The 24,194-nt window shown below is 71.6% G+C and carries 25 protein-coding genes and 1 tRNA gene; 15 read left to right on the top strand and 11 right to left on the bottom strand.

What is annotated here, in order from left to right; translation table 11 throughout:
• The first annotated feature begins 12 nt into the window (after positions 1 to 12).
• A tRNA-Asp gene (locus VM95_RS18480) sits at positions 13 to 86 on the top strand.
• Positions 87 to 436: 350 nt separating this feature from the next.
• On the opposite strand, the gene bldC is transcribed toward VM95_RS18480, so the two are convergent.
• Both bldC and VM95_RS18470 read right to left on the bottom strand, forming a co-directional pair.
• A complete protein-coding gene (bldC, locus tag VM95_RS18475) occupies positions 437 to 643 on the bottom strand; it encodes a developmental transcriptional regulator BldC (RefSeq protein WP_014137253.1) in 207 nt (68 codons plus the stop codon).
• Between the two features lie 487 nt (positions 644 to 1,130).
• Positions 1,131 to 2,066: a DUF8083 family protein gene (locus tag VM95_RS18470; protein ID WP_425265322.1), complete on the bottom strand. Its 936-nt coding sequence runs from the start codon at positions 2,064 to 2,066 to the stop codon at positions 1,131 to 1,133.
• Positions 2,067 to 2,273: 207 nt separating this feature from the next.
• Here VM95_RS18470 and VM95_RS18465 point away from each other — a divergent pair, with 207 nt between their 5' ends.
• Together VM95_RS18465 and VM95_RS18460 are read left to right on the top strand one after the other, a co-directional pair.
• Positions 2,274 to 3,431, top strand: a complete 1,158-nt coding sequence (locus VM95_RS18465) for a Glu/Leu/Phe/Val dehydrogenase dimerization domain-containing protein (RefSeq protein ID WP_045698125.1) — start codon at positions 2,274 to 2,276, stop codon at positions 3,429 to 3,431.
• A gap of 373 nt (positions 3,432 to 3,804) precedes the next feature.
• The gene (locus VM95_RS18460; RefSeq protein ID WP_045698123.1) at positions 3,805 to 4,062 is read left to right on the top strand and encodes a DUF3073 family protein; all 258 of its coding nucleotides are present in this window, start codon (positions 3,805 to 3,807) and stop codon (positions 4,060 to 4,062) included.
• Positions 4,063 to 4,205: 143 nt separating this feature from the next.
• Here VM95_RS18460 and purM read toward each other — a convergent pair whose 3' ends face one another.
• From purM to VM95_RS18445, 3 genes are all read right to left on the bottom strand, one after another.
• Complete coding sequence (purM, locus tag VM95_RS18455; protein ID WP_045698122.1) at positions 4,206 to 5,291, bottom strand: phosphoribosylformylglycinamidine cyclo-ligase; 1,086 nt, start codon at positions 5,289 to 5,291, stop codon at positions 4,206 to 4,208.
• Between the two features lie 98 nt (positions 5,292 to 5,389).
• On the bottom strand, positions 5,390 to 6,973 hold the full coding sequence (gene purF, locus VM95_RS18450) for an amidophosphoribosyltransferase (RefSeq protein WP_045698121.1): 1,584 nt from the start codon (positions 6,971 to 6,973) through the stop codon (positions 5,390 to 5,392).
• A 283-nt stretch (positions 6,974 to 7,256) separates the two neighbouring features.
• Positions 7,257 to 8,168: a hypothetical protein gene (locus tag VM95_RS18445; RefSeq protein ID WP_045698120.1), complete on the bottom strand. Its 912-nt coding sequence runs from the start codon at positions 8,166 to 8,168 to the stop codon at positions 7,257 to 7,259.
• A gap of 126 nt (positions 8,169 to 8,294) precedes the next feature.
• Here VM95_RS18445 and VM95_RS18440 point away from each other — a divergent pair, with 126 nt between their 5' ends.
• From VM95_RS18440 to metG, 10 genes are all read left to right on the top strand, one after another.
• Complete coding sequence (locus VM95_RS18440) at positions 8,295 to 9,578, top strand: adenylosuccinate synthase (RefSeq protein ID WP_045698119.1); 1,284 nt, start codon at positions 8,295 to 8,297, stop codon at positions 9,576 to 9,578.
• Positions 9,579 to 9,705: 127 nt separating this feature from the next.
• Complete coding sequence (locus VM95_RS18435; protein ID WP_045698117.1) at positions 9,706 to 10,308, top strand: GNAT family N-acetyltransferase; 603 nt, start codon at positions 9,706 to 9,708, stop codon at positions 10,306 to 10,308.
• Between the two features lie 816 nt (positions 10,309 to 11,124).
• Positions 11,125 to 11,628 (top strand): DUF6879 family protein, encoded by a 504-nt coding sequence (locus tag VM95_RS18425; protein ID WP_045698113.1) that lies wholly within the window; start codon positions 11,125 to 11,127, stop codon positions 11,626 to 11,628.
• Entirely contained in the window at positions 11,625 to 11,972 is a 348-nt protein-coding gene (locus tag VM95_RS45510; protein ID WP_341846019.1) for a helix-turn-helix domain-containing protein, read from the top strand. The genes VM95_RS18425 and VM95_RS45510 overlap by 4 nt, the downstream gene beginning before the upstream one ends.
• On the top strand, positions 11,891 to 12,466 hold the full coding sequence (locus VM95_RS18420) for a DUF5753 domain-containing protein (protein WP_341846018.1): 576 nt from the start codon (positions 11,891 to 11,893) through the stop codon (positions 12,464 to 12,466). The genes VM95_RS45510 and VM95_RS18420 overlap by 82 nt, the downstream gene beginning before the upstream one ends.
• A gap of 66 nt (positions 12,467 to 12,532) precedes the next feature.
• Positions 12,533 to 12,781 carry a hypothetical protein gene (locus VM95_RS42630; RefSeq protein WP_157882139.1) on the top strand — a complete coding sequence of 83 codons (249 nt, stop codon included), beginning with the start codon at positions 12,533 to 12,535 and terminating at the stop codon, positions 12,779 to 12,781.
• Complete coding sequence (locus VM95_RS18415; RefSeq protein WP_157882138.1) at positions 12,778 to 12,993, top strand: hypothetical protein; 216 nt, start codon at positions 12,778 to 12,780, stop codon at positions 12,991 to 12,993. The genes VM95_RS42630 and VM95_RS18415 overlap by 4 nt, the downstream gene beginning before the upstream one ends.
• Positions 12,994 to 14,043: 1,050 nt before the next feature.
• A complete protein-coding gene (locus VM95_RS18405) occupies positions 14,044 to 14,895 on the top strand; it encodes a helix-turn-helix domain-containing protein (protein ID WP_045698107.1) in 852 nt (283 codons plus the stop codon).
• Positions 14,892 to 15,122: a DUF397 domain-containing protein gene (locus VM95_RS18400; RefSeq protein WP_045698105.1), complete on the top strand. Its 231-nt coding sequence runs from the start codon at positions 14,892 to 14,894 to the stop codon at positions 15,120 to 15,122. The genes VM95_RS18405 and VM95_RS18400 overlap by 4 nt, the downstream gene beginning before the upstream one ends.
• 114 nt (positions 15,123 to 15,236) lie before the next feature.
• Entirely contained in the window at positions 15,237 to 16,958 is a 1,722-nt protein-coding gene (gene metG / locus VM95_RS18395) for a methionine--tRNA ligase (RefSeq protein ID WP_045698102.1), read from the top strand.
• A gap of 49 nt (positions 16,959 to 17,007) precedes the next feature.
• Here the strand turns inward: metG and cutA are convergent, their stop codons facing one another.
• The 6 genes from cutA to VM95_RS18365 all read right to left on the bottom strand — a co-directional run bounded on the left by cutA (position 17,008) and on the right by VM95_RS18365 (position 21,562).
• Positions 17,008 to 17,355: a divalent-cation tolerance protein CutA gene (gene cutA / locus VM95_RS18390; RefSeq protein ID WP_045698101.1), complete on the bottom strand. Its 348-nt coding sequence runs from the start codon at positions 17,353 to 17,355 to the stop codon at positions 17,008 to 17,010.
• A 30-nt stretch (positions 17,356 to 17,385) separates the two neighbouring features.
• Complete coding sequence (locus tag VM95_RS18385; protein WP_045698099.1) at positions 17,386 to 18,336, bottom strand: class I SAM-dependent methyltransferase; 951 nt, start codon at positions 18,334 to 18,336, stop codon at positions 17,386 to 17,388.
• A gap of 53 nt (positions 18,337 to 18,389) precedes the next feature.
• Positions 18,390 to 19,385: an NAD(P)/FAD-dependent oxidoreductase gene (locus VM95_RS18380; protein WP_045698097.1), complete on the bottom strand. Its 996-nt coding sequence runs from the start codon at positions 19,383 to 19,385 to the stop codon at positions 18,390 to 18,392.
• Positions 19,386 to 19,463: 78 nt separating this feature from the next.
• Positions 19,464 to 20,402, bottom strand: a complete 939-nt coding sequence (locus VM95_RS43305) for a hypothetical protein (protein WP_045698095.1) — start codon at positions 20,400 to 20,402, stop codon at positions 19,464 to 19,466.
• A gap of 118 nt (positions 20,403 to 20,520) precedes the next feature.
• Entirely contained in the window at positions 20,521 to 21,090 is a 570-nt protein-coding gene (locus tag VM95_RS18370; protein WP_078860095.1) for a GNAT family N-acetyltransferase, read from the bottom strand.
• 49 nt (positions 21,091 to 21,139) lie between these two features.
• A complete protein-coding gene (locus VM95_RS18365; protein ID WP_045698093.1) occupies positions 21,140 to 21,562 on the bottom strand; it encodes a DUF350 domain-containing protein in 423 nt (140 codons plus the stop codon).
• 190 nt (positions 21,563 to 21,752) lie between these two features.
• Between VM95_RS18365 and VM95_RS18360 the strand changes: the two genes are divergently transcribed.
• Both VM95_RS18360 and VM95_RS18355 read left to right on the top strand, forming a co-directional pair.
• Entirely contained in the window at positions 21,753 to 22,271 is a 519-nt protein-coding gene (locus tag VM95_RS18360; RefSeq protein ID WP_045698091.1) for a GNAT family N-acetyltransferase, read from the top strand.
• 101 nt (positions 22,272 to 22,372) lie between these two features.
• Positions 22,373 to 24,193: an NHL domain-containing thioredoxin family protein gene (locus VM95_RS18355; RefSeq protein WP_045698089.1), complete on the top strand. Its 1,821-nt coding sequence runs from the start codon at positions 22,373 to 22,375 to the stop codon at positions 24,191 to 24,193.
• Position 24,194 lies beyond the last annotated feature (1 nt).

The raw sequence follows: 24,194 nt of genomic DNA, 5'->3' as shown, positions 1-24,194 counted from the left end.
TCAGAACAATCTGGTCCCGTGGAGCAGTTGGTTAGCTCGCCACCCTGTCAAGGTGGAGGTCGCGGGTTCAAGTCCCGTCGGGATCGCCGCAAGGCGAGAGGCCCGGAACCGTCAAGGTTCCGGGCCTCTCGCGTTTCACCGGCCGACCCCTTTACCCCGAACCAGGTCCGGACCACAAGCGATCTTGCATGTGACGGTCGTCACCCGCACTCCCCTGAAAACCGGCCCTTCACACCCTCCTCATGAGCCGGTTAATTTAATATGTAAAATTGCACTGCTATTCACTGTAAATCCCCCCCGCATCATGGATGTCGAACCGTTATCCGGAGTTCAGCATTCCGACAACTTAGGCAAGCCTTAAAGGTATGACAAAAGGGGCCGCTTACCGGACCCGGCGGAGTCCGGTAAGCGGCCCCTTTTCAGAGCCTTTGGCCGATCAGGCCTCGGTGCGCTGGGCGGGAATCCCGGCCAGCAGAGCGCGCACCTCCGCCTCGCGGTAGCGGCGGTGGCCGCCGAGCGTGCGGATCGACGTCAGCTTGCCCGCCTTGGCCCAGCGGGTGACCGTCTTCGGGTCCACGCGGAACATGGTGGCAACCTCTGCCGGCGTCAGCAGGGGCTCGGCATCAGGGGTACGAGCGGTCATGAGCGGCCTCCTCGGGAGAACCGAACCAGGGCGGTTCTATCCTTCAAATTCTGCACCTTGGCCCGCGATGCCCGAAATGGCATAGACGGGCCGAGTCGGTTATAGGACGAACGGCTTGTCCTGGTGTCTACAACTACACCATCCGTCCAGCCCTATCGACCAAACCGCCAAAATTGACCCCTCACGGGTTCAAGGCAGACGGATGGCGATGGACCACCCCATAACGGACAGTCACACGGCAGTGACGTCCGGTTACAAGGGGACCAGACCCTCCGTTTCCCCGCAAAGCACGCATCGACTCCAGAACCACCCAAAAGTGGGCACGCTCACGTGAAGTTGGGCTGGTTGTCCCATTTTTGCACATAGGGGTAAGTTCGCGTCAACGGTGAGTAGTGTCACGTTCGACAGCTATTGACCCGAACCGGGACCTTGGTCAGCCGGGCCGGAGGACGTAGGGCCCTTACAGTCATACACGGCTGTTCGGACGTCAGTTCGCGTGCCGCAGCGCCAGCACCCGCCGCCAGCGCACCGTCAGTTCCCCGTACACGCGCAGCGCCTCCGCCGTGTCCCCCGCCCGCAGGGCGCGCAGCCCCTCCTCCAGCTCCCCCGCCGAGCGGTCCGCCGACAGCCGCTCCGGCCCCAGCAGGTGCACCAGCCCCCCGTAGTCCAGTTCCACCAGCGAGCGCGGATGGAACTCCTCCAGCCACCGCCCGACCTGCTCCGCCCCCTGCACCAGCTCCCCGTCCGGCACCTCCTCGCGCAGCGCCCGGTACGCCCGCGCCACCCGCCGACGGGCCTGCGCCATCGGCACCAGGTAGAACAGCGCCGCCGCCCCGGCCTGTTCCCCATCCTGCCCGCTCCCGCGGCCCGCCTCCCGGACGGGTTCCTGCCCGGCCTCCGGTCCGGCCGGGACGAAGCAGCGGTCCTCGTCGCCGAACGGCAGGAACCAGCGCACCGGCACCTCCCACCGGCTGGTCAGGATCCACGGCCGGGCGTCCGGGTGCTCGGCCCGCCAGCGCTCCCGGTCCGCCTCGGCGGCCGCCCGGGCCGCCGGCGGCAGCGCGGTGTCCAGCAGCGCCACCGGCGCCCCGGCCCGCAACTCGTCCAGCGCCTGCCAGCTGCGCAGCCTGGTGGCCCACGGGCAGACGTAGAGGACGCCGTCCACCACCCGCAGGTACGCGCGGCCGCTCTCCCGCTCCGGCAGCGCCCGCGGCGTGCGCGCGGCCAGCTCCGCCAGCGCCTCCCGCTGCTCCTCCAGCACCGCCGCCGCCACCGGCCGCTCCGCCGCCCCGGCGTCCGGCCCGTGCTCCGCGGCGTACGCCTGCCAGTGCCCGCGCTCGGGCTCCGGGTAGGCGGCCAACGGCTCGTAGACCCGCAGGTGGGCGGCGTAGGGCGGCTGTACGGAAGTGCGTACGACGGTCACGTCCTGCATGGTCGCACGGGTCGCGCGGGCCCGGGAGGGCGCGCCCCGGACCGTTGGCGCCCGCACCCTCCGCACCCCTCCCGTCTCAGCACTCGGACAACCGGCCCAAGCTCGGACAAGAGGGCCGATCCGAGGCCCGTGCGCGACTACTCTTCGCCTTAGGCGCCCGCACCACAGCAGCGGGCCTTCGATACTGGAGTCACCACAGTGACCGACGTACAGACCCCCGCCACGCACTCCGCATCCGGCGTGCTCAGCAGGATCTTCCGTACCGAGCAGGACGGCGCCCTCGGCGACGGCCACGAGCAGGTCGTCCTCTGCCACGACCGCACCTCGGGGCTCAAGGCGATCATCGCCATCCACTCCACCGCCCTGGGCCCGGCCCTCGGCGGCACCCGCTTCTTCCCGTACGCCTCCGAGGAGGCGGCGCTGGAGGACGCGCTGAACCTGTCCCGCGGGATGTCCTACAAGAACGCGCTGGCCGGGCTCGACCTCGGCGGCGGCAAGGCCGTCATCATCGGCGACCCGAACAAGGTCAAGAACGAGGCGATGCTCCGGGCCTACGGCCGCTTCGTCGAGTCCCTGCGCGGCCGCTACATCACCGCCTGCGACGTGGGCACCTACGTCCAGGACATGGACGTCATCGCGCGCGAGACCTCGTTCGTGACCGGCCGCTCGCCCGAGCACGGCGGCGCCGGCGACTCGTCCATCCTGACCGCCTTCGGCGTCTTCCAGGGCATGCGCGCCAGCGCCCAGGCCCGCTGGGGCCAGCCGACCCTGCGCGGCAAGCGGGTCGGCGTCGCGGGCGTCGGCAAGGTCGGCCACTACCTGGTCGGCCACCTGGTCGCGGACGGCGCCACCGTCGTCGTCACCGACCCCTTCGAGGCCGCCGTCAACCGGGTGCGCGCCGCCCACCCGGAGGTGGAGGTCGTCGCCGACACCGCCGCGCTGCTCCAGGCCAAGCTGGACGTCTACGCCCCCTGCGCCCTCGGCGGCGCGCTGACCGACGACACCGTCGCCGCGCTGGGCGAGTTCGGCACCTCCGTCGTCTGCGGCGCGGCCAACAACCAGCTGGCCCACCCGGGCGTCGAGAAGGACCTCGCCGACCGCGGCATCCTCTACGCGCCGGACTACCTGGTGAACTCCGGCGGCGTGATCCAGGTCGCCGACGAGATCGACGGCTTCAACTTCGAGCGGGCCAAGAACAAGGCCACCAAGATCTTCGACACCACCCTGGAGATCTTCACCCGGGCCGCCGCCGACGACGTCCCGCCGGCCGTCGCCGCCGACCGCCTGGCCGAGAAGCGGATGCGCGAGATCAGCGCGCTGCGCACCGTCCTGCTGCCGGGCGCCCGCCGGGGCTGACCGAGCGGCCGTGATGCGCGGGAGGCCCCCCAATGGCCTCCCGCGCATCACGATGTGGAACCGGATTCTCACTTCTCCGCCCGAACGGGTGATCCGAGGTCCCCCCAGGGGGGATAATCAGTCCTGGAACGACGGACCTCAGATACCTCTGGACAGCGCGCAAACTGCCGCAAAACCTCCCCTGACCTGGGAAGACCTGGTCGCGGGTGCGGTCGGTGCGCGCCACGTCACACCGACGACGTACCGTCCAGCGGCGGAAACAGGTACCGTTAATGCTCCAAGGGACGGCTTCTCCACTTCGGGCAGGCCGGTCCTGATCATGAACACGTGTCAGACTCGGGGCCGTGAGCCCCATCGTTGAGGGGGTCGACCCATGGGGCGCGGCCGGGCCAAGGCCAAGCAGACGAAGGTCGCCCGCGAGCTGAAGTACAACAGCGGCGGGTTTGACGCTAACCGTCTGTCCAACGAGCTGGGCGTATCGCCGTCCACCGCTTCGATCGAGCCTGAGCCGATCGAGGAGGAGGAGGACGACGACCCGTACGCGGAGTACGCCGCCCGCTACGGCGCCCTCGACGACGAGGACGACAACGAGCCGGGCGCCGGGTCCTCGCAGGCCTCCCGCCGCTCGTAACCCGCAGCTTCACCGGACCGGTCCGGGCGCCCTGGGCGCCGGGCCGGTCTTCGGCGTTCTCGTGATTCGCCCGCTCGCCTCCCCCGACGTGCACGAGGGCCCCTCCGGCAGGCCGGAGGGGCCCTCGCGTCGTCCTCGGCGGATCAGCCCGCCGTGAAGCCCTCGTAGGCGTTGTAGAGCGCCGCGCCGCCCTCGTGCTCGTCCGTGCGCTCGACGATGTCGCCGAGCAGCCAGGCCTCGACGCCGCGGTCCTCCAGGATCGCCAGCACGACGTCCACCGAGTGCGGCGGGACGACGGCGACCATGCCGACGCCCATGTTGAGCGTCTTCTCGATCTCCAGGGTGGCCACCTTGCCGACCTCGGCGACGGTCCGGAAGACCGGCAGCGGGGTCCAGGTGCCGCGGTCCAGGCGGGCGTGCAGGCCGTCCGGGATGACCCGGGCCAGGTTGGCCGCCAGGCCGCCACCGGTGACGTGCGAGAAGGCGTGCACCTCGGTGGCGCGGGTGAGCGCCAGGCAGTCCAGCGAGTAGATCCGGGTCGGCTCCAGCAGCTCCTCGCCGAGGGTGCGGCCGAACTCCTCGACCTTGCGGTCCAGCGACCAGCCGGCCTGGTTCAGCAGCACGTGGCGGACCAGCGAGTAGCCGTTGGAGTGCAGGCCGGAGGCGGCCATCGCGATGACCACGTCGCCCGCCCGCACGCGGTCGGCGCCGAGCAGCGCGTCGGCCTCCACCACGCCGGTGCCGGCGCCCGCGACATCGTACTCGTCCGGGCCCAGCAGGCCGGGGTGCTCGGCGGTCTCGCCGCCGACCAGGGCGCAGCCGGCCAGCGCGCAGCCCTCGGCGATGCCCTTGACGATCGCGGCGACGCGCTCCGGGACGACCTTGCCGACGCAGATGTAGTCGGTCATGAACAGCGGCTCGGCGCCGCACACCACGAGGTCGTCGACGACCATGCCGACCAGGTCGTGGCCGATGGTGTCGTGCTTGTCCATGGCGGCCGCGATGGCCACCTTGGTCCCCACGCCGTCGGTGGCCGAGGCCAGCAGCGGCCGCTCGTAGTTCTTGAACGCGGACGCGTCGAAGAGGCCGGCGAAGCCGCCGAGACCGCCGACCACCTCGGGGCGGTTGGCCTTCTTCACCCACTGCTTCATGAGCTCGACGGCGCGGTCGCCCGCCTCGATGTCGACACCGGCGGCGGCGTAGGTGGCGCCGTTCTGGTTGCTGGTCACTGCGTGCGGCCCTTTCGGGTCAGGTGGGGGTGGTTCTTGAACAACCGGGGGGTGGAACGGCGGTGGGGCCCCGGTTCGCGGGACCCCACCTGCGTTCGTTACGGGCGGCGCAGCGCGTCGGCCGCGCCCGCCCCGCCGAGCAGCGACTGGACGCCGTCCAGGTCGCTGCCGCTGGTCGGCTTGCCGCGGACGGCCGGGGCCTGCTGGCCGCCCTTGATCTCCGCCTCCAGCAGGAGCTTGCCGAGCAGCGCCGGATCCGGCAGCTCCATCGGGTACTCGCCGTCGAAGCAGGCCCGGCAGAGCTTGTCCTTGGGCTGCTTGGTGGCCTCGATCATGCCGTCGATCGAGATGTAGGAGAGCGAGTCCGCGCCGAGGGTGCGGCCGATCTCCTCGATGGTCATGCCGTTGGCGATCAGCTCCGCGCGGGTGGCGAAGTCGATCCCGAAGAAGCAGGGCCACTTCACCGGCGGCGAGGAGATCCGGATGTGCACCTCGGCGGCGCCCGCCTCGCGCAGCATCTTCACCAGCGCGCGCTGGGTGTTGCCGCGCACGATCGAGTCGTCCACGACCACCAGGCGCTTGCCGGCGATGACCTCGCGCAGCGGGTTGAGCTTGAGCCGGATGCCGAGCTGGCGGATGGTCTGGCTGGGCTGGATGAAGGTGCGGCCCACGTAGGCGTTCTTCACCAGGCCGGAGCCGTACGGGATGCCGCTGGCCTCGGCGTAGCCGATCGCGGCGGGGGTGCCGGACTCGGGCGTGGCTATCACCAGGTCGGCCTCGACCGGGGCCTCCTCGGCCAGCCGGCGGCCCATCTCCACGCGGGAGAGGTGCACGTTGCGGCCGGCGATGGAGGTGTCGGGGCGGGCCAGGTAGACGTACTCGAAGACGCAGCCCTTGGGCTTGGCCTCGGCGAAGCGCGAGGTGCGCAGGCCGTTCTCGTCGATGGCGATGAGCTCGCCGGGCTCGACCTCGCGGATGAAGGAGGCGCCGACGATGTCCAGCGCCGCCGTCTCGGAGGCGACCACCCAGCCGCGCTCCAGCCGGCCGAGCACCAGCGGGCGGATGCCCTGCGGGTCGCGGGCGGCGTAGAGGGTGTGCTCGTCCATGAAGACGAGCGAGAAGGCGCCCTTGACCTTGGGCAGCACGACCTTGGCCGTCTCCTCGATGGAGAGGTCCGGGTGGCCGGCCAGCAGGGCGGTCACCAGGTCGGTGTCGTTGGTCGCGGCCGTCCGGCCGGAGCGGGAGACGTGCTCCTCGCCCGGGAGTTCGGCGACCATGGCCGCCAGTTCGGCGGTGTTCACCAGGTTTCCGTTGTGCCCGAGGGCCAGCGAACCGTGCACGGTCGCGCGGAAGGTCGGCTGGGCGTTCTCCCAGACCGAGGACCCGGTGGTCGAGTAGCGGGCGTGTCCGACGGCGATATGCCCGTGCAACGACCCCAGCGAGGCCTCGTCGAAGACCTGGGAGACGAGCCCCATGTCCTTGAAGACGAGAATCTGGGAGCCGTTGCTCACTGCGATGCCCGCGGATTCCTGACCGCGGTGCTGCAGGGCGTAAAGGCCGAAGAACGTGAGCTTGGCGACCTCCTCGCCGGGAGCCCAGACACCGAAGACGCCGCAAGCGTCCTGGGGGCCCTTCTCGCCGGGAAGAAGATCGTGGTTGAGTCTTCCGTCACCACGTGGCACGTCTTCGAGTCTAGGGCAGTCGAAACGGGCTTTCGGAACGCGGGAGGGCCGGTCAGGGGCGTGATCGTCGGGTAACGCGCGTAGACAAAACCCCTTACCGGGCCGGGAATTCGGGTGGGGGGAATTCCCGCGGGCGGCGGTTGGCCTTGCGGTTCGCGCCTGTTGGGGATTCGGGGGCGATCGGGCCCGCCCGGCGCCGCGATCGCGAAAGTGAGCCTGCTCACCCGGGGTTCACCCGGCGGTCATCCGGCGGCGGCCGAGCCGCCCGGGGCCGTCCGGCGCGCTACCCGACCGGCCGTGCGGGCAGCAGCAGGCCCCAGGCGCCCGGGTGGGCCGTCCAGGTGCGGGCGCGGACCGGGCCCACCGGGTGGCCGTCCGCTTCGTAGTCGAAGCCCCGGCCGACCACCGAGACGCTCGCCGCCCGGGCCCGGACCAGCCCGCCGGGCGCGCGGACCACGACCTCCAGCAGGCCGTCCGCCGTCCCGTTCACCGCCCCGTCCGCCGTCCCGTCCGCCGTCCCGTTCACCGCCGCGGCCTCCGGTTCGGCGCCCGGCAGGGTCACCTGGACCAGCCGGACCGGCCGGTGGACGTCCGCGAGCAGCCGGCCGTCCGCCTCGACCCGGACCCGGGAGCCGGACTCGACGGCCTCGGCGGTGAGTGTCGTCCCCTGCTCGGCCGCAGCCAGTTTCGCCCATAGCGAACGCCAGCCACCCGGACGGCCCACCATCCTGCGGGCTCCGCCGCAGGTGATCCGCACCCCGCCCAGGGCCACCCCGCCGCCGTCGTCCACCAGCAGGTCCAGCCGGCGCGGCACGCCCGACAGCACCGCCCGCGCGGCCCGCACCGGCTCCCCCGGCACGCCGAGCGCGCGGGCCGCCGCCGACTCCTCGGCACGGCCGACCGGAATCATCCCCACCGGATCGACGCCCAGCTCACACTGGCGGTGCAGGGCCTGCAGCACCCTCCGCAGCGCCAGGTCGGAACCGATCACCACCGGTCGCCGCCGGCCCCGGTGCGAAAGCATCCGGTCGAGTTCGGACGGGCCCTCCGGGCAGGCCAGCTTGACGTCCGTACCTCCGCACAGCACGTCCTTCGCGATCCGCACGGACTCGCCGTCCGCCCGCCGGGCCGCCGGGTCGAGGAGCAGCAGGATCGGTTCGGGGCCGCCGTTCGCGGGCGTGGACAGGGACGACACGACCGGTCCTTCCTCAGGTAATCTCTCGGTGCAAGAGCCCCTTGCGCTACTGCGCCAGGGGCTTCGTCTATCTCGGGGCAGACTGCGGCCTACGCAGGATGCCCCAACCGGAAGGGGTGTACGCCTGTGCCGGCACTCGTGCTCGTTGGCGCTCAGTGGGGGGACGAGGGCAAGGGGAAGGCCACCGACCTCCTCGGCGGCTCCGTCGACTACGTCGTCCGCTACCAGGGCGGCAACAACGCCGGTCACACGGTGGTCATCGGCGACCAGAAGTACGCCCTGCACCTGCTCCCCTCCGGCATCCTCAGCCCGAACGTGACGCCGGTGATCGGCAACGGCGTCGTGATCGACCCGGGCGTGCTGCTCTCCGAGCTCAACGGCCTGAACGAGCGCGGCATCGACACCTCCAAGCTGCTGATCTCGGGCAACGCCCACCTGATCACGCCGTACCACCGCACCCTGGACAAGGTCACCGAGCGCTTCCTCGGCAAGCGCAAGATCGGCACCACCGGCCGCGGCATCGGCCCCGCCTACGCGGACAAGATCAACCGCATCGGCATCCGGGTCCAGGACCTGTTCGACGAGTCGATCCTGCGCCAGAAGATCGAGGCGGCGCTGCACGACAAGAACCAGATCCTGGTCAAGCTGTTCAATCGCCGCGCGATGCCGGCCGAGCTGGTGGTCGAGGAGTACCTGGGCTACGCGGAGAAGATCAGGCCCTTCCTCGCCGACACCACCCTCGTCCTGGACGAGGCGCTGAAGGCCGACAAGGTCGTCCTGCTGGAGGGCGGCCAGGGCACCCTGCTCGACGTCGACCACGGCACGTACCCCTTCGTGACCTCGTCGAACCCGACCTCGGGCGGCGCCTGCACCGGCGCCGGCATCGGCCCCACCAAGATCGACCGGGTCATCGGCATCCTGAAGGCCTACACCACCCGCGTCGGCTCCGGCCCGTTCCCGACCGAGCTGCTCGACGAGGACGGTGAGGCGCTGCGCCGGATCGGCGGCGAGCGCGGTGTCACCACCGGCCGCGACCGCCGCTGCGGCTGGTTCGACGCCGTGATCGCGCGCTACGCGACCCGGGTCAACGGCCTCACCGACTTCTTCCTGACCAAGCTCGACGTGCTGACCGGCTGGGAGCAGATCCCGGTCTGCGTCGCGTACGAGATCGACGGCCGCCGGGTCGACGAGCTCCCCTACAACCAGTCGGACTTCCACCACGCCAAGCCGATCTACGAGACGCTGCCGGGCTGGAGCGAGGACATCAGCAAGGCGAAGACCTTCGCCGAGCTGCCGAAGAACGCCCAGGCGTACGTGAAGGCCCTGGAGGAGATGTCCGGCGCGCCGATCTCGGCGATCGGCGTCGGCCCCGGCCGGGACGAGACGATCCAGATCAACTCGTTCATCTGATCCGGTAGTTGAAGCGAAGGCCCGGCGGGACGCTCCCGCCGGGCCTTCGCTTTGCCCAGCCTTCGGCCGTTTGCACTAGTGCATAAATCCCTTGCCTCTAGTTCAAAACCGGGCTACGTTTCGGATCATGACCGCGAAGCTGCCCTCCCCCACCACCCTCACCGGCCGCCACATCCGCCTGGAGCCGCTGGACCGCCGCCACGTCGCCGACCTCTGGGCCACCGTGGGCTCCGAACCCGAGGTCTGGCGCTGGACCATGAACCTCCCGCCCGCGTCGGAGCAGGAGCTCGGCCGGATCGTCGACGAGCGGATCGCGGAGGCGGCCGAGGGGGGCTGCGTCTACTTCGCCGCCGTCGACCTCGCGAGCGGCCGGGCCGTGGGCATGACCGGCTACCACGACTACAGCGCCCAGGACGAGTCCGTCGAGATCGGCGGCACCCTGTACGCCCGCTCGGTCTGGCGCACCGCGGTCAACACCGAGGCCAAGCTCCTGCTCCTGATCCACGCCTTCGAGGACCTCGGTATGGGCCGCGTCTTCTGGAAGACCGACGCCCTCAACGAGCGCTCCCGCAACGCCATCCAGCGCCTCGGCGCCCAGTTCGAGGGCATCCTGCGCCGCCACCGCCTGCGCCCCACCGGCACCTGGCGCGACAGCGCCTACTTCTCGATGCTGGCGGATGAGTGGCCCGCCGCCAAGTCCCGCCTCCAGGAACGGCTTTCCCGCGGCTGAGCACTCACCGCAGCGACGGCCCACACCGCTTTGCCGTAGCTGCCGATCAGCTCGACGCTGCGACGACGCCCGGGCCCCGGCCACTCGCCCGCGAGCCGTCCGAGGCCTGCCGCTGGAGGGGGTTCGCCGAGACCCCGGGGGCCGGCTCGGTGCGAGGTGCAGTGAACAGAGGAAGACACACAACTGCCTCCAGCCCTGAAGGGGATGAGGTTCCTCGCGCTTGAAGAAGTCACCCGTGGCCTGCCCCCGCCGACGATGAGGAGCGCAGGCCCAGCATCTGCGGCGCGGGCAACAACTGCCCCGAGGTCGCGATCACGGCCGATTCGATCCTCGCCCGCAGCACCCTCGCCCGCGACACGGTGCCGGTCCGCTTCACTCACCGAGACCTCCTCGATGGCATATCCAAGGGGGAGTTCACCATCTGACTTCGCCGCCAACGTCTGACAGTCTGTTCCGGCGGCCTCTTGCGCCTCGCAAGAGGCCGCCGGCCAGAACACGGGATCCATCGCGCGAAGCTCAGGGGCCAATGGGCTTTCCCGTTCTCGAAAGATCAGGTTCTTGACCCGAAGCCTTGGAGGTCAGGATCATCAGAGAGACAGGGACCAAGCGACAACTGGAGGCACTTGATGCTGCGTTGGTTGGCTGGGAACGGGTCCTGCAAGAACGGAGCCTGCCCCACCCTGTGGGGCACCGAGAACGGGGACTACGTGGTCCAGGGATACGTGATCACCGATCGCCACCGCCTGGCGGAGTTGAACCTGCCCGATGGTGAGTCGGCGGTCGTGATTCCCGCTGCGGTTCTGGAGGGATACTTCCGTGCTCAGGGGTGAAGACTTCGGCCGCCTCTTCGAGACATTCGAACGAACGGCCTTCCGGCTCGAAACGCTGGCCGTCTACGACGTGGACGAGGAGCGTGAGGAATTCGCAGACTTCCTCGCGGGAAAGGGATTGCCGCCGGAGTCCTCCGACAACCCCTGGGTTCGCTCCATGACAAACCTGGGCAAGCACGTGGCCCGGGTGCACGTCCTCCGGTCCCCTCTGTCGGACTACCTCCGGTACGAGCTGGCGTCGTACCCCGGCAACATCACGGCCGGCGAGGCGATCGGCATCATCGACAAAGCGCGCCAGGAGGTCGCGGGGCTGCCTGACCACGACTTCTGGCTGTTCGACGATGCCCTGGTCTACCGGATGCACTACAGCGACACAGGAGAGTTCCTCGGTGCCGAACTGCTGCCCGACGACCGGTTGAACGAGTACCGCCAGTATCGGGATATCGCCCTGGCGAACGCCGTGCCCTTCGGGGAGTACTCGGCGGCTTGAGCGGGGAACAGTACAACGACTTGGGCAAAGCCCTGCGGGCGCTTCGGATCGCCTCGGACAAGACAGCCGAGACCGTCGCCCGCAGGGCTTCCATGTCTCCGGCCAAGCTTTCGAAGATCGAGAACGGCAGAACACTGCCGAGTGTGCAGGACGTGGACCTCATTCTGTCCGCGCTCGGCATATCCGACGAAGCCAAGCCGAGTTCCTGGACGCAGCTCGCAGCGCGGCCACCGAACAGACTGCCTGGCGGGAACTCCGCCGCATGGGCCACGGGAAGCATCAACAGGCGATCAAGGCCATCGAAGCCCGGACGACTGTTCTCAAACTGTTCCAGGGGCAGCTGATCCCTGGACTGCTCCAGAGCGCCGAATACGTCGCCGCCGTATTCTCACTACCCCCGGAGCTATCGGAAGAGTCCAAGGCAAAGACAATCGCGGCTCGACTTGAGCGCCAGGCTGTCTTGTACGACCGCCATCGAGAATTTCATTTCGTCATTTGTGAGCATGTATTGCGGTGGCGGGTTTGCCCTCCTGGCGTCATGGCTACTCAGCTTGATCGCTTGGTTTCGCTCTCTCGGCTTCCCAATGTGACCATCGGAGTCCTTCCTCTCGCCAGGCTGATGCCGGACTTTCCGATGACGTGCTTCAGCATGCATGACGATCGCCTGGTCATGCTGGAGACCTTCCATTCGGAGATCACTACTCGCGACCCCAGGGATGTCAGTCTCTATCTGTCGACATTCTCCAGATTCGATGCCGCGGCCCTTCACGGAGAAGATATGCGCGCACTGATCGAAGGAATCCGAGACGAGTTCTTTCGCGAGCAGGAAAGTGCTTAGCGATCGACCCCGATCCGTCGTAACTTGGTGACTCGCTGAAGCCATCTGGGAGTTACGGAGCATTCCATGTCCGCTGCGGATCTCACGCAACCGGCCGACACGAATCAGCAGCCGAAACATCGCCGTACGCACGCGGAGCTCATGGAGCGGGTCGACAACAACCCGGTGCGGAAGGACCTGGTGACCGGGCGGCTGGTCGAGGTGGTGGGGGCGCGGGACGGGCGGGCGCTGGTTCGGCTGCTGTTCGAGCCGAACTCGCCGGTGCGGCAGGTGCCGGCCGACCAGCTGACCACTCGTATCAGTCTGTGGCGGTGACCGTGACGGCCGAGCAGTGGGTGCCGGAGGCCGGGCAGCGCGTCTACGAGCGCCGTAGTGGGGCTGCTGTTGAGGTCATGGAGATCAGTAAGACCGGCATCTACGTCCGGCCGTTGCGCGGTGGGGTGGAGCGGGTGGTCCGGCTCGCAGACTTGGTCCCGCCGGATGATGCGCCCGGCGGCTTCTTCGAGTGGCAGGCCTCGCGCGGGTGACGGTCTTCCCTGCCCCCGATACCGCGAGCCGCTGCTGTTCACCGTCGAAGAGCTGACCAACGCCGGGATCGACCCGGCGCGGTTCGGCCTGTCCGTCTGACGTCCCCCGACCGCCCCGGCCGCCCGCAGTCCCGTGCGGGCGGCCGGGGCACCAACGTCTCTGAGGAGAAGTGCAGTTGCACTTCCACGGCTACGAGTGGGCCGGTGACGGACGGCTGCTGGCGAAGGAGTCGGAGCGCCGGCCGGTCGAGGGTGGAGGGTTCAGGCTCTCGGAGCTTCCACCCTTGATGACGGGGTGGTGGCTCCTGAGGCCGCCCGCTCAGGTGCGGGGTACCTGGGCGGCGCCGGCCGATGCGGTCGAATGGCTTGCGGGGCGGTATGAGGAACACACGCCCGGGGGTGATCCCTGGCTGCCGATCGAGGCACGACGGCAGTGCGCGGTTGAGCAGTTGGCCGGGGCTTCGGATGTCGTGCGGTCCCGATGGGTGTCCGACAACCGGTGGTCGGGCCACTACGTGATCGTGTGCCCCAACAAGGTGTGGCCGCAGTTCAGTTGTCCGATGAGATAGGAGCGCCGTTGCCGATCCGGCACAGCCGAAGCGGCAACGGGCGCGCGCAGGGCTATTCGCGGTTCGCGGAGGCAGATGGGCGGGCGGCAAGCTCCCTCTTCGCCGGGCGGGGGAGTCGGGGCTGGGCGTTCACCAGCCAGACCAGCCAGCCGACGAAAAGGAGGGCGAGCAGGAGGGCGGACAATCCGGCGACGAGCACGGCATTCACCTGGTCGGGGAAATGCGGGGTCGATGGAGAAAGCAGAGGGGCGAGGTAAGGAGCACGGCTGTCTCCGGTCGGCGAATGTCGGCGACTGTTCATCCGGCAACAAGTCAGTGAGTGACACGGACGACCCTAGGGTCCTAGTGCCAGAGTTGCTACCGAGGGAGTGGACGTTCACTCCATCGTGGGGTATCCCCCAATTTGGTAGCTAAGGCCGGATATGCACGTCACACTTCACCGGAAGCATCGACCGCCAGCCGCGATCCGGAGAAGAGAGTCATGCCACCCCGCTTGTCGCCGACCGTGCGCCAGAAGCGCCTTGGGATCGAGCTGCGCAGGATGCGCGAACACGTGGGCGTGACGCCCAAGATCCTGGCCGCCACGATCGGCACCGACCTCCCCAAGATCTCCCAGATGGAGAACGGGAAGTCGGGGATCAGCGCCGAGCGGCTGCGGATCTGGGCGCGCATCTGCGAGTGCCCCGAGGGCCCGTACCTCGACGCGCTGCTCGCGATGACGCAGGACCGGCGCAAGTACTGGTGGGACAGCTACCGCGGCCGCCTGCCCGGCGGGCTCGTCGACATCGCGGAGATGGAGCACCACGCGCAGTCGCTGTCCATCTTCAACACCACGTTCATCCCCGGCCTGTTGCAGACCGAGGCGTACGCCGGCGCGGTGTTCGAGCGGCTCCCCCCGCAGGCCAGGCAGGACGCGGAGATCCGGAAGGCGTTCCGGATCCGGCGCCAGCAGCTGTTCACCGACCAGCCGAAGCCGTACAGCGCGATCCTCCACGAGTCCGCGCTGCGCATGCAGTTCGGCGGCCCGGACGTGCTGCGCGACCAGTTGGAGAGCGTGCTGGCGAATTCCGAACGGCCCGGGCTGGAGATCCGGGTGATCCCGTTCAGCGTGCCCACCTATCCGGGTTCCGGGGAGAGCAGCCTGTATCTGGCCCGGGGGCCGGTACCGGAGCTCGACACCGTGCAGATCGACCTTTCCAACGGTCCGAAGTTCGTACACGGCCACGCCGAATTGCGCACCTACCGGCGGATCAAGGAGGGAACGGCGGCGACCGCCCTCGGGCCGGAGGAGTCGCGGGACTTCATCCGGACCATACTGAAAGACTTCTCATGACGAGGTCGCGCAAGCCGAGGTCGGGCAAGACGAGGTGGCGCAAGTCGTCGTCGAGCGGCGAGAGCAGCGAATGCGTCGAGGTCAGAGCCGTCGCCGGGTGGGTCGAGATCCGCGAGTCGGACCTGCCCGAGGTGGTGGTGCGGACGACCCCGCGCAAGTGGGCGGCGTTCGTGCTCGGAGTGAAGGCCGGCGAGTTCGACCGCTACGGCGACCCCAGCCGGCCGTGAAATCCCGCTGGTCCCCCGGCCCGCCGCAGTAGGCTGGGCAGCCCACAGCGGACCTACGCCTGGCAGCGCACTCCGGCTGGGTTGCGCGTGCCGGAGAAACCGGAGCATCCGAGGATGGCTCGGCACCTGATCACCAGCGCCCTTCCGTACATCAACGGGATCAAGCACCTGGGCAACATGGTCGGGTCGATGCTCCCGGCGGACGTGTACTCCCGCTACCTGCGCCGACGCGGCCACGAGGTGCTGTTCATCTGCGCCACCGACGAGCACGGCACCCCCGCCGAGCTGGCCGCGCAGGAGGCCGGACTGCCCGTCGCCGAGTTCTGCGCCCGGGCGCACGACGCGCAGAAGGCGGTCTACGACGGCTTCGGCCTCTCCTTCGACCACTTCGGCCGCAGCTCCTCGCCGCAGAACCGCGAGATCACCCAGGAGATCGCCCGCGAGCTGCAGCGCAACGGCTTCATCGAGGAGCGCTCGATCCGCCAGGTGTACTCGAACGCGGACGGGCGCTTCCTGCCGGACCGCTACATCGTCGGCACCTGCCCGCACTGCGGCTACGACAGGGCGCGCGGCGACCAGTGCGAGAACTGCACCCGGGTGCTGGACCCGACCGACCTGCTGGAGCCGCGCTCGGCCATCAGCGGCAGCGCCGACCTGGAGGTCCGGGAGACCACGCACCTGTTCCTGCTCCAGTCGGAGCTCACCGGCGAGGTCGAGGCCTGGGTCGACGCGTACGGCGACGACTGGCCGGTGCTGGCCTCCTCGATCGCCCGCAAGTGGCTCACCGAGGGCCTGCAGGACCGCTCGATCACCCGCGACCTGGAGTGGGGCGTCCCGGTGCCGGCCGACGTCTGGCCCGAACTGGCCGCCGAGGGCAAGGTGTTCTACGTCTGGTTCGACGCCCCGATCGAGTACATCGGCGCCACCAAGGAGTGGGCGGACGCCGCCCCGGACGGGCAGACCCGGGACTGGAAGTCCTGGTGGTACGAGGCCGACGAGACCGTCCGGTACACCGAGTTCATGGGCAAGGACAACGTCCCGTTCCACACCGTGATGTTCCCCGCCACCATCCTCGGCTCGCGCCGGCCGTGGAAGAAGGTCGACTACGTCAAGGCCTTCAACTGGCTGACGTACTACGGCGGGAAGTTCTCCACCAGCCAGAAGCGCGGCATCTTCAGCGACGTCGCGCTGGAACTGCTGCCCGCCGACTACTGGCGCTACTTCATGATGGCGCACGCGCCCGAGTCGGACGACTCCAGCTTCACCTGGGACCTCTTCGCCTCGGTCGTCAACAAGGACCTCGCCGACACCCTCGGCAACTTCGTCAACCGCGTGCTCTCCTTCAGCCGCAAGCGCTTCGGCGACGCCGTCCCGGCCGGACACCCGGCGGGCGAGGCCGAGCAGCGGCTCGGCGAGCAGGTCGCCGCGCTGCTCGCTGAGTACGAGGCCCAGCTGGACGGGCTCAACTTCCGCAAGGCCGCGCAGGCGCTGCGCGCGCTGTGGAGCGCGGGCAACGGGTACCTGGAGGAGAAGGCGCCCTGGATGCAGGTGAAGACCGACCCGGAGGGGGCGGCGCTGACCCTGCGCACGGCGATGAACCTGATCCACCTGTACGCGGTGGTGTCCGAGCCGTTCATCCCGACCGCCGCGGCGGCGATGCGCGCGGCCTTCGCGCTGCCCGGGGACACCGGCACCTGGGTCGACGCGGAGCGGGCGCGGGCGCTGGACGCGGTGCCGGCCGGGACGGCGTTCACCGTGCCGCCGGTGCTGTTCGCCAAGATCACCGACGAGGACCTGGCGGCCTGGACGGCCCGCTTCGGCGGCGCCGAGGGCTGAACGCGCACGGGGACGGCCGCGGGGCCCTCGCGGCCGTCCCTTCCGGCCGCTACGCCGGGCCCCGCGCCGTCTCCTCGGCCACCCAGGCCAGGTAGCCGGGGCCGCCGGCCACCACCGGCACCGCGACCAGCTCCGGCGTGTCGTAGGAGTGCCGCTCGGCGAGGAAGGCGCCCAGCCGGTCGACCAGGGCGGCCCGGGTCTTGAGGTCGATCCGCCACTCCTCGGCGTCCTGCACCTCGCCCTCCCACCAGTACACCGACCGGACCGGGTACACCTGGGCGCAGGCCGCCAACCGCTCCCGGACCACGGCGGCGGCCAGCTCCCGGGCCCGCTCCTCGCTCTCGTGGGTGGTGGTCACCACGACGAAGCCCTGCTCTGCCGATGCTGCTGCGCTCATGGGCCGACGCTATCCCGCATCCCTGGGCCTCTAGGCCTTGCGCGCGGTGTGCACCGTCATCGCCGACAGGTAGAAGGCGTCCGGGCGGTGCAGGATGCCGGTGGGCGCGTCCTCGTCGAGCAGGGCCGCCAGGGTGGCGCGGTCCTCCGGGTCGAGGTGGTCGGCCAACTGCTCCTGGCGGCGGGCGAGCTGGGTGTGCAGGTACGCGCGGAACGGCTCGGCCAGCGGCGCCCGGTGCTCGACCAGGAACGTCCGGGTGCCGCTCGGGGTCAGCCCGGCCCGCTCCAGCATCGCCGGCCAGTCCTCCACCTCCGCGACGGCGCCGGGCAGTTCGGCGCGCATGGCGCTGAAGCCGTCCTCGTGCGCCGCGTCCATCCGGGCCTGGAAGCCGGGTCGGCCGAGGCCGAAGTCACGGGGCAGGTAGCGCGGCGGCAGCCCGCTCTCGGCGACGGCGAGCAGGCCGCCGGGCCGGAGTACCCCGGCGAGCGAGGCGAGCGCGGCCTGCTGGTCGCCGAGGTGGTGGATCGCGTTGCCGGACCACACCAGGTCGGCCTCGCCCAGCTTGCCGAACTCGGCGGGCAGGTCGGCCTGTTGGACGCCAAGCCGACCGCCCGAGCGGGCCCGGGCACGCTCCAGCAGGGCCGCCGACCGGTCGACGGCGACCACCTCGGCCGCCGGGAACGCCTCGGCGAGCATCCCGGCGATCACCCCGGGGCCGCTGCCGACGTCCAGCACCCGGCGCACGCCGCTGCCCCGGCCGGTTTCCGAGCCGCCGTCCGGGGCGCTGTCCGTGGCGCCGTTCGTGGCGCCTTCCGCGTGCAGGCCGGCGAGCCAGCGGGCGGCCTCGGTGACGGCGGCGGCGCGCAGCTCCGCCTCCCGCTCCAGGTGCGCGGCGAGCGCGTCCCAGTCGAGGTCGGCGGCGGGGACGCCGTGGCCGTGGTGGTGGTTTCCGTGCTGGTGCTGGTGCTGGTGCGTGGACATGCGGATTCCCTTCGTGCGGTGGTGGTTCGGCAGTTCGGTGATGAGCGTCCCGCTCAGGCGGGAACGGCGGCGCCGGACGCGCGGTGGCGGGCGAGGTCCCGTTCGACGTCCTCCGCCGCCAGCTCGTGGTCGAGCGCGAAGGCGGCCGCCGCACCCGTCCCGGCGGCGATGACGACCTGGGCGCGCGGGTCGGCGACGTTGCCGACCGCCCGGACGCCGGGCTGGCTGGTACGGCCCGTTCGGTCGGTGGCGACCCAGCCGTCCTCGCCGCGCGCGCAGTCCAGCCCGAGCAGCAGCCCGTCCCGGGGCACCAGCTGCGGGAGGACGAACACCGCCTCGCGCGGCACCACCTGCCCGGTCACCAGCTCGACCCCGCGCAGCCGCCCGTCGTCGGCCACCAGCCGGCGGATCCGGCCCTCGACCACCCGCACGCCCCGGGCGGCCAGCCGCTCCCGGTCGGCCGCGGTGAGCACGAGGGTGTGCGCGAGCAGCACCACGTCCGCCGACCACTGCCGCAGCAGCAGCGCCTGGTTCACCGCGCCCGGGCCGGTGCCGAGCACGCCGAGCGGGCGGTCCCGGACCTCCCACCCGTGGCAGTACGGGCAGTGCAGCACGTCGAGCCCCCAGCGCTCGGCCAGGCCGGGCAGCTCCGGCAGGCCGTCCCGCAGCCCGGTGGCGACGACCACCCGGCGCGCGCGCAGCACCGGGCCGCCGGCCAGGTGGACCACGAAGCCGGGCCCGTCCACGGGCTCGATGTGCTCGACCCGGCCGTCGAGCAGGTCCACCCCGTACCGGGCGACCTCCTCCCGCCCGACCGCGAGCAGCGCGGCCGGCGGCATGCCGTCCCGGCTCAGGTAGCCGTGCATGTGGGCCGCCGGGGCGTTGCGCGGCTCGCCCGCGTCCACCACCGCCACCCGGCGCCGGGCCCGGCCCAGCACCAGCGCGGCGTTCAGCCCGGCCGCGCCCGCGCCGACCACCACCGCGTCGTAGCGCTCGCCGTGGCCCGTCCTCGGCCCGCCGCGGCCGCCCGTCCTCGCCGTTTCGCTCATGGCGCTCACCTCCACCGCCAGGCTGCGACCGGCCGCCCGAGGTCGGCAAGCTTTGTTGCTGCCTCGGCAAAACCCGGCTCACCGGGCCGTCCGCCGCCAGTACGAGCGGGTGGCCACCGCCAGCGCCAGCCCGAACCCCGCGAAGGCCACCGCCCCGACCCAGCCGATCTGCAGCATCGCCGAGGTGCTGGCGAGCTCGCCGGTCCCGAAGTCGGCCCGCCGGACCTCGACCACCCCGGCCGTGCACAGCGCCAGGTAGCCGGTCATGCCCAGCCCGTACGGCACCAGCGTGGCCGCGCCCACCAGCGCCGGGGCGAGCGGGAGCCACCGCGGGACGCGGCGGCCGCTCAGCACCACCGTCCAGCGCGGGAAGACCTGCCCCCACGGGCGGACCAGGCCCCACAGCAGGAACACCCCGACCGCCGCCAGCAGCGCCGTGCCGTCCAGCCCCCAGCGCTCCAGGGCGAGCCAGATCCCGGAGGAGCCGTTGCGCACGTAGCCGTCGTACATCCGGTCGCCGCTGAGCCCGGCGAAGCTGCCGCCGAAGGCCCAGGTCAGCTTCATCACGACGTACGGCAGGAACGCCGTGGTGCCGATCCAGCAGGCGACCTGGACGTTCGCCGGGGCCGCCTCGACGGCCGCCTCCCGCCGCACCCCGGCCGCGCCGCCGGGGCGACGGGCGGCGGCCGCCAGCAGCAGCGCCCCCGTCGCGCCGAGCACGTGCTGGACCGCGCCCGGCACGCTGTCCACCGCCTGCCCGAACAGCAGCGCCAGCACGTCCATCAGCAGGCCCCAGGCCGCGACCGCGGCAGGCCCGCACAGCGCCCGCAGCAGCCGTCGCGGCGGGCGCCCCCGCACCACCCCGATGCCGGCACCGACCGCCGTCACGCCCACCGCGGCGAGCAGCCACCCCACCCAGGACGCGCCGAACAGCGCCGTCCCGCTCAGCGCGCACCCCGCTCCGAAACCGGCGAAGCCGACACCCCAGCCGGCCACCGCCCACCCGTTCTTCACCATGGCCCCAGGCTCGCCCGCCCCGCCGCCGCCGACCTCCCCCACCACGGGGATCCCCGTCCCCCGGCGGGGGGATCACAGCGTCTCCGGCACGGCACGGGCCAGCCCGGCCGGGCTGGCCCTACCCCCGCGGAGCCGCGAAGCAGTGCACCTGGACGGTGCGCCCGGAGGGCCAGTGCTGGTCGACGGTGCCGAGGCGGGTCCAGCCGAGCCGGTGGTACAGGGCGACGGCGGCGGTGTCGGTGGCGAGGACGTCGAGGACGGGGTGCAGGCCGAGCGCCCGCGCGTGCGCGACGGCGCTCGCCAGCAGCTGCGCGCCGATCCGGTGGCCGCGCGCCGCGGGGGCCACGTAGAGGCGGCCGATCACGGCGGTCAACTCCGGGCGCCCGCCGGTGCGGTGGCTCCACAGCCCGGGCGCGGCGTCGCCGGGGGCGCTGCGGCCCAGGCCGACGTGGCCGGCGAGCCGGCCGTCCGCCTCGGCGACCCAGGCGGCGAGCAGGCCGTCCGGGGTGAGCCAGTCGGCGGGGCGGTCGGGCCAGTCGGCGGGGTAGCGGTCGGCGGTGTGGACGTCGCCCAACACCCGGACGCAGTCGGCGAGATCGGCGGGACGGCGCCGTCTGACGGTCGCCACCTCCCCGGCCCGCCGAGAGCCGGACGCGACGACGTTGGCGCGTTCTTCAAGGTCAGCCATGCCGGTACGTTACCGGCCGGGCCCCGCCGTCACAGCGGGTTCGCCGAGGTCAGGCGATCGCGGCCGAGACCACCGCCGCCACCGCGAGGTTGGTGCTGGCCGACACCCAGACCGCCGGGTGCGGCTCCGGCTCGACCAGGATCGCGCCGAGCTTCCCGGGCGTCAGCAGGTCCACCGCCCAGAACGCGACGGCCATCAGCAGCAGCCCCAGCAGGCCGTAACAGGCCGTCGAGAGCAGGCCCTTGGCGAAGTCCGCGTAGGTGTACATGATCGCGGTGAAGACGATGCCGCCGATGCCGAGCAGCGCGGAGCTGAGCAGGACGGCGGCGTTGCGGTTGCGCTCGACCCAGATCTGGTGGCCGAGCCTCCCGGGCGTCAGCAGGTCCACCAGCGCGACGCCGAGGAGCAGCAGCACCACCCCGAGGGCGCCGTAGGCCGCCGCCGCGCCGAGCCCGTGCAGGATGTCGTTCATGGCCGCTCCAGCCCCCCGGTCCGTTCACCGTGTCCCGTGTCCGTGTCCCCGGACCGCAACGGTCAAGGGTTGGCAAAACATACCCCACCCGGTCGGGCGGCGGGCCGGGAAGCGGAACACCTCCTCCGGGTCGGCGCCCGCCGTTCACCGGCCGGTCGACGCGGGCCCGGCGGCCGCGTTGAATACCGCCATGCGACCCGACCTGACCGCCCCGCTGCGCAGCCCGCGCCTCGACCTGCCGCCGATCGGCCCCGAGCACGCCGAGGCGATGGCCGCCGCCCTCGCCGACCCGGCCCTGCACGCCTTCACCGGCGGCCGCCCGGCCACCGCCGACGAGCTGCGCGCCCGCTACACCCGGCTCGCGGCCGGCTCCCCCGACCCGGCCGAGGCCTGGGGCAACTGGGCGCTGCGGCTGCGCGCGGACGGCGCGCTGGCGGGCTACGTCCAGGCCACCGTCCGCGCCGGGACGGCCGAACTCGCCTGGGTGATCGGCACCCCCTGGCAGGGCCGCGGCCTGGCCACCGAGGCCGCCCGGGCCCTGCTGGCCCACCTCACCGCCGGCGGCGTCACCACGGCCGTCGCCCACATCCACCCCGAGCACCACGCCTCCGCAGCCGTCGCCCGCGCGCTCGGCCTGCGCCCGACGCCGAACACCCAGGACGGCGAGGTCCGCTGGGAAGCCGCCGCGGCCCCCGGCACGACGGGCTGAGCGGCCGGCCCGGTCAGGGCCCGACCCGGCGCTCGGCGAACTCGGTGTCCTGGAGCGCCCTCCTGGAATGCATCCACGGCACGATGGGGTTGGATGTCGACATGGCTTCTCGTGCACGTGTACGCGCCCCCGAGCTGGTCGGCGCCGGCGGATGGCTCAACACCGGCGGCAAGGACCTGTCCCTCGCCGACTTCCGGGGCAAGATCACCATCCTGGACTTCTGGACCTTCTGCTGCATCAACTGCCTGCACGTCCTGGACGAGCTGCGGGAGTTGGAGGAGAAGCACCGCGACACCGTGGTGATCGTCGGGGTGCACTCCCCGAAGTTCGTCCACGAGGCCGACCACCAGGCCGTGGTGGACGCGGTGGCCCGGTACGAGGTGCACCACCCGGTGCTGGACGACCCCGCGCTGGCGACCTGGAAGCAGTACGCGGTGCGTGCCTGGCCGACGCTGGTGGTGATCGACCCGGAGGGCTACGTGGTGGCCCAGCACGCCGGCGAGGGGCACGCGCACGCGATCGCCCGGCTGGTGGAGGAGCTGGAGGCGGAGCACGCCGCCAAGGGCACGCTGCGGCGCGGCGACGGCCCGTACGTGCCGCCGGAGCCGGCCGCCGGGGACCTGAAGTTCCCGGGCAAGGCCGTGCGGCTGCCGGGCGGCGGCTTCCTGGTCGCCGACTCCGGCCACCACAGCCTGGTGGAGCTGGCCGAGGACGGCGAGACGGTGCTGCGCCGGATCGGGGACGGGCAGCGCGGCCTGGTGGACGGCGCCGCCCCCCGGTTCAGCGAGCCGCAGGGCCTGGCGCTGCTGCCGGAGGGTCACCCGTACGACGTCGACGTGATCGTGGCCGACACCGTGAACCACGCCCTGCGCGGCGTCCGGCTGGCGGACGGCCACGTGACGACGCTGGCCGGCACCGGCCGCCAGTGGTGGCAGGGCTCGGCCACCGAGGGCCCGGCCCGCGAGGTGGACCTGTCCTCGCCGTGGGACGTCGCCTGGTTCGACGGCCGGGTGTGGATCGCGATGGCCGGTGTGCACCAGCTGTGGGCGTACGACCCGGCGGCCGGCACGGTCGGCGTCGCGGCCGGCACCACCAACGAGGGCCTGGTCGACGGGCCCGCCGCCGAGGCCTGGTTCGCCCAGCCGTCCGGCCTGGCGGTCTCCCCGGACGGCGGGACGCTGTGGGTGGCCGACTCCGAGACCTCGGCGCTGCGCCGGGTTTCACGTGGAACCAAGGAGGTCTCGACGGCGGTCGGCACCGGCCTGTTCGACTTCGGCCACCGGGACGGCGCCGCCGAGCAGGCGCTGTTCCAGCACCCGCTGGGCGTCACCGTCCTGCCGGACGGCTCGGTCGCGGTCAGCGACACCTACAACCACGCGCTGCGCCGCTACGACCCGGCGACCGGCGAGGTCAGCACCCTGGCCACCGACCTGCGCGAGCCCTCCGGGGCGGTGCTGGCGGACGGCGACCTCGTGGTCGTCGAGTCGGCCCGGCACCGGCTGACCAGGCTGCGGCTGCCGGAGGAGGCGGTGCGGGTGGAGTCGGTGGCGCACCGCACCCAGCGCGCGGCCACCGAGGTCGCGCCGGGCGCCTTCCAGCTGGACGTCGTCTTCGAGGCGCCGAACGGCCAGAAGCTGGACGAGCGCTACGGCCCGTCCACCCGGCTGCTGGTCAGCTCGACGCCGCCGGAGCTGCTGGTCTCCGGCGCGGGCGCGGACAGCGCCCTCTCCCGCGAGCTGGTGCTCTCCGGGGAGGTCGCCGAGGGCGTTCTGCACGTCTCGGCGATGGCGGCCTCCTGCGACGACGACCCGGCGGTCGAGTACCCGGCCTGCCACGTGCACCAGCAGGACTGGGGCGTGCCGGTGAAGCTGGTCGCCGACGGCGCCCGCCGCCTGCCGCTGGTCCTCGCCGGCATGGAGTAGC

Source organism: Streptomyces rubellomurinus (assembly GCF_000961885.1).
GTDB lineage: Bacteria > Actinomycetota > Actinomycetes > Streptomycetales > Streptomycetaceae > Kitasatospora > Kitasatospora rubellomurina.
The sequence above is the reverse complement of the archived record's forward strand: the minus strand, read 5'-3'. Positions and strand labels throughout refer to the sequence as shown.